At 51.2% G+C, this 1,055-nt stretch carries 1 protein-coding gene; it reads left to right on the top strand.

Annotated elements, in window-relative coordinates:
* Positions 1-1,030 (top strand): packaged DNA stabilization protein (locus V6D20_14845; protein HEY9817058.1); only part of this gene is annotated, 1,030 nt, incomplete at its 5' end.
* Positions 1,031-1,055 lie beyond the last annotated feature (25 nt).

Raw genomic sequence — 1,055 nt, 5'->3', positions numbered from 1 at the left:
TAGGCCGCTAGGGTCTGATCCTTTCATTGATGTATGCTGGATTGATGGCTATTACATCTTTACGGATGGCGAGAATCTGTATAACACTTTGCTAGCTGATGAAACTACCTTTGGCGGCAATGAGCGGGCAGGTTCTGACTTTGCCCCTGATGAAATCGTTGGTGTAGAGAAGTCCACCGATAACAAGATCCTAGCCTTTAACCGATACACCACTGAACGCTTCTACAACAACGCTGGACCCGCTTTTCCTTTTGCCCGCATACCTAACGCTGCCCTGCCTATTGGCATTGTAGGTACTGACGCCAAGGTGGGCATTGGAGATGGTCAATGGGTAATCTTTGGTGGCTCTAAGGAGTACAGCCCATCGTTCTACCTGATGACTAACAGCTACCAGTCAATCAGCACCAAGGAAATTGACAGCATCCTTGACGACTATTCAGACTTTGAGCTTTCAACTATTAAGCTGGAGTATCGAGATACGCGGGACCAAGGGCTTGTTATCTGTCACCTTCCCCGCGATGTGCTGGTGTTCGACGTAACGCTGAGCGGTAAGCTGCAAGAGAACATCTGGTATCGGTGGGACTCTAACGATGACAGCTACCGGGCAATCAATGGCGTATACGACCCCCGCAATGTAAGAAACGAGGCGTCTAGTTGGATCTATGGCGATAAGCAGGACGGCACCATTGGTCGTCTTGATGAAACCATCTGCACACAGTACGGCAGTGCCGTAGAGTGGGAATGCCAGACGCCACTGGTCCGCGTGGGAACGACTGTGAAGGTAGCCGAACTGGTGACAGCGCCAGGGCATAGCACGGTGGCTGAAGATGTTGTGTATTTCTCCACAACAAAGGATGGTGCATTGTTTGGCCCTTCTGTGCTAGCCCCTCGTGGCGAGCGTGGAGACTACCAGCACCGCATCATTATCCGCAGGCTTGGCGACTATCCCCGCTGGATGGGCATCATGCTTCTTGGATTCTCTAAATGCGTGTTTAGCGTGACCGGCGTTGAAATCAACGAGGTGCAATAATGCGTCAGGATAGCCTTCTATCCTA

It is taken from the genome of Candidatus Obscuribacterales bacterium (genome assembly GCA_036703605.1).
In the GTDB taxonomy this organism is placed as follows: domain Bacteria; phylum Cyanobacteriota; class Cyanobacteriia; order RECH01; family RECH01; genus RECH01.
The sequence above is the reverse complement of the archived record's forward strand: the minus strand, read 5'-3'. Positions and strand labels throughout refer to the sequence as shown.